Origin of the sequence: Streptomyces sp. MB09-02B, assembly GCF_033794485.1 — a bacterium.
Taxonomy (GTDB): Bacteria; Actinomycetota; Actinomycetes; order Streptomycetales; family Streptomycetaceae; genus Streptomyces.
The window spans coordinates 1-3784 of record NZ_JARGEE010000626.1 but is presented as its reverse complement, the minus strand read 5'-3'; the positions used below and the strand labels follow the sequence as shown (position 1 = coordinate 3784).

The 3784-nt window shown below is 70.1% G+C and carries 3 protein-coding genes and 1 pseudogene; all 4 read left to right on the top strand.

The annotated features are described in order from the left end of the window. Positions 1 to 71 precede the first annotated feature (71 nt). A complete protein-coding gene (locus tag P1P70_RS41910; protein WP_319247338.1) occupies positions 72 to 1631 on the top strand; it encodes an SCO6880 family protein in 1560 nt (519 codons plus the stop codon). A 66-nt stretch (positions 1632 to 1697) separates the two neighbouring features. Next, a complete protein-coding gene (locus P1P70_RS41905; protein WP_319247337.1) occupies positions 1698 to 3131 on the top strand; it encodes an ATP-binding protein in 1434 nt (477 codons plus the stop codon). Between the two features lie 50 nt (positions 3132 to 3181). Further along, entirely contained in the window at positions 3182 to 3331 is a 150-nt protein-coding gene (locus P1P70_RS41900) for a hypothetical protein (RefSeq protein ID WP_319247335.1), read from the top strand. Beyond that, a pseudogene (locus P1P70_RS41895) lies at positions 3328 to 3784 on the top strand (type VI secretion protein); the annotation flags it as partial. The gene P1P70_RS41900 and the pseudogene P1P70_RS41895, both read left to right, overlap by 4 nt.

Sequence of the window (3784 nt, the reverse complement as noted above, 5' to 3'; positions counted from 1 at the left end):
CGTTCGAGCCCCATCAACACCCCCCACGCCGGCAACACCCGCAACAGCAACCGCACGGGAGGTGAAGGGCGTTGACGACCGATTCCCACCATCTGTCCCATCCGATCACGCCCCGCCGTACATATCTGATCGGCCGCGCCCGGCCGAACGCGATCATCGGCCGGAACCGCGAGTCCGGCGAGATCGCGTTGATCATCGCGGGCGCGTTCCTCGGCATGATGTGCGGACTCCTCGTCCCGGTGCTCGTCCCGCGCATCGCCCTGCTGACGGGCTTCCCGATGCTGGCGCTGGCCGCGGTGTACGTGCCGTACAAGCGGCGGACGTTCTACAAGTGGTTCGAGATCAACCGGAGTTACAAGCGCAGCCTGCGCAAGGGCACGACGTACCGCTCCGCCAACATGGAGGCCGGCACCCGCCTCGACGGCCGTGAGGTCGAGGTCGGGCCCCCGCCCGGCATCGGCCGCATCACCTGGCTCGCCGCGCCCTTCGGCCCGGACGAGATCGCCGTCCTGCTGCACGCCGACCGCCGGACCGTCACCGCCGCCATCGAGATCGAGGGCCCCGGCGTCGGTCTGCGCGACTCCGAGGACCAGGAAGCCCTCGTCGACCGCTTCGGCACCCTCCTCAAGCACGTGGCCAACGGCGACGGCTTCGTCACCCGCCTCCAGATGCTGGCCCGCACGCTCCCCGCCGACCCGGACGCCCACGCCAAGGACGTCGCCCAGCGCGGCGACGACCGCGCCCCCGGCTGGCTCCAGCAGTCGTACGACCAACTGCAGTCCATGGTCTCCACCAGCAGCGAGCAGCACCGCGCGTACCTCGTCGCCTGTATGCACTACAGCCGCGAACTGGCCGCCGAGGGCCACGCCATGGCCCGCGCCGCCCGCCCGCACGGCCGCAAGCTGGACAAGGACGCCGGCCTCGCCGTCGTCATGGCCCGCGAGCTGACGGACATCTGCTCGCGCCTCCAGGAGGCCGACATCCGCGTACGGCAGCCGCTCGGTCAGGGCCGCCTCGCCTCCCTCATCCACTCCATGTACGACCCGGACCACCCCATCGACCACATCCAGGCCATGACCAAGCGCAACGCCTGGCCGGCCGAACTGGACGCGATGGAGCCGGACTACCTCCAGGCCAAGACCCGCGAGTCCTCCACCCGCGCCCCCTGGTGCCACGCCACGGCCTGGGTGAAGGAGTGGCCGATGACCCCGGTCGGCGTCAACTTCCTGGCGCCCCTCCTGGTCCACACCCCGGACGTCATCCGTACCGTCGCCGTCACGATGGACCTCGAACCCACCGAGGTCGCCATCGAACGCATGCTGACGGAGAAGACCAACGACGAGGCGGAGGCGTCCCGCGCCGCCAAGATGAACCGCACCGTCGACCCGCGCGACGTGGCCTCCCACTCCCGCCTCGACCAGCGCGGCGAGGACCTCGCGAGCGGCGCCGCCGGCGTCAACCTCGTCGGGTACATCACTGTCTCCTCCCGCTCCCCGGAGGCACTGGCCCGCGACAAGCGGACGATAAGGGCCTCGGCCGGCAAGTCGTACCTCAAGCTGGAGTGGTGCGACCGCGAGCACCACCGGGCCTTCGTCAACACGCTCCCGTTCGCCACCGGAATCCGAAGGTAGGGCCATCGCGATGCGGGACCATCCGAGGGCCCCTGGAGCCCAACCGCACCTGGAGGTGAGGCACTGATGCGGGACCCGATGTCCGCCCTCACGGACGCCTTCACATCCTTCCTCTTCGGCAAGGTCGAGACGACCCGCCTCCCCGTCCGCACCTCCACCGGGCAGGCCCAGGCGGTCTACCTCCCGACCGCCGCCCCCGGCCTCGGCGACTCCGGCGTGATCATCGGCCGCGAGGTCTACTCCGGGAAGGGCTACATCTACGACCCCTTCCAGCTCTACGGCCAGCAACTCCCCGCCCCGCACTGGCTCGTCCTCGGCGAGTCCGGCAACGGCAAGTCGGCCCTGGAGAAGACGTACGTCCTGCGGCAGCTGCGCTTCCGCGACCGCCAGGTCGTCGTCCTCGACGCCCAGGGCGAGGACGGCGTCGGCGAGTGGAACCTCATCGCGGAGGAGCTGGGAATAACTCCCATCCGCCTCGATCCGACGGCCGCCCTCGACATGGGCATCCGCCTCAACCCCCTCGACCCCTCGATCACCACGACGGGTCAGCTCGCGCTGCTCCGCACGATCATCGAGGTCGCGATGGGCCACGGCCTTGACGAACGCTCCGGCTTCGCCCTCAAGGTCGCGCACGCCTACGTCAACGAGACGATCGTCGAGCGACAGCCGGTCCTCACCGACATCGTCGAGCAGCTCCGCCACCCCGAGCCGGAGTCCGCGGAGGCGATGAACGTCGCCATAGACGACGTACGGGCCTGGGGCCTGGACGTGGCGCTGGTCCTGGACCGCCTGGTCGACGGTGACCTGCGCGGCATGTTCGACGGCCCGACGACCGTGGGCATCGACCTCGACGCGCCCCTCATCGTCTTCGACCTGTCCCACATCGACCGCAACTCCATCGCCATGCCCATCCTCATGGCGATCGTCGGCGTCTGGCTGGAGCACACCTGGATCCGCCCCGACCGGAAGAAGCGCATCTTCCTGGTCGAGGAGGCCTGGCACATCATCAACAGCCCCTTCGTCGCCCAGCTCTTCCAGCGCCTGCTGAAGTTCGGCCGCCGACTCGGTCTGTCCTTCGTCGCCGTCGTCCACCACCTCTCCGACGTCGTCGACGGAGCGGCGGCGAAGGAGGCGTCCGCGATCCTCAAGATGGCCTCCACCCGGACGATCTACGCCCAGAAAGCGGACGAGGCCCGTGCGACCGGCCGCGTCCTCGGCCTGCCCCGCTGGGCGGTGGAGATCATCCCCACCCTCACCCCCGGCATCGCCGTCTGGGACGTCAACGGCAACGTGCAGGTGGTCAAACACCTGATCACCGAGACCGAACGCCCCCTCGTCTTCACCGACCGCGCGATGACCGAGTCCTCCGTCGACCACCTGATGGACGACGACGCCCTGCGCGCCGCCGAACTGGAGGCGGAGGAACGGGCTGCCGCGTTCGTCGAACACCAACTGAGCGAGGTCGACGGATACGGCTCCTCCGAGTCGACGGTGGCTTGAGCGAGACCAGCGATGAGCCGGAACAAGCAGGGGCAGGGCGAGGAAGCGGCGTGAACGACGGCGGAGCGTACGGCGGGAACAACGGCCGCGCGTACGGTGGCGGAGGGTACGGCGCGTACGGCGCGTACGGCGGTCGCACGTACGGACGCGGGGGGTACGACGTGTACGCCGGCTACGGCGGCTACGGCGGCGAGCGATGAGACCGGACGATCGGCGCCCCCAGCAGGGTGGAGGCGGCATCCCCGACGGGCTGCTGATCGCCCTTCTGGGCTTCCTGGTGAGTCTGACCCTGCTGGTCTGGTCGGCCACCGGCCTGGCCGGCCTCTTCGCCCACGGCGCCTGGCCGGACGCCGTCACCTTCACCCGCACACCCATGGCCGTACGCAGCCTGGTCTCCGCCCCTCAAGACCTCCCCGCCGCCTGGCCGGACACCCCCGCCGCCCAGCTCTCCGGCTACGGCCTCTTCTGGGGCCTCTTCATCAGCCAGCTCATGGTCCTCCTCGTCCTGACCGTCTTCACGATGGGCACGCTGGCCCGCTGGCGCGCCGTACGAGCGAGGGAGAAGGCGGCACGGGCCGCCCAGAGGCAGGTCGAACCAGCGGCAGGGCCACTGGTCCAGCACCCCGACCAAGCAGCACCACACCCCACTGCCC

Bases quoted from the DNA above. Each gene is read 5' to 3' on its own strand.
- P1P70_RS41905 (WP_319247337.1), top strand. From the start codon at position 1,698: ATGCGGGACCCGATGTCCGCCCTCACGGACGCCTTCACATCCTTCCTC.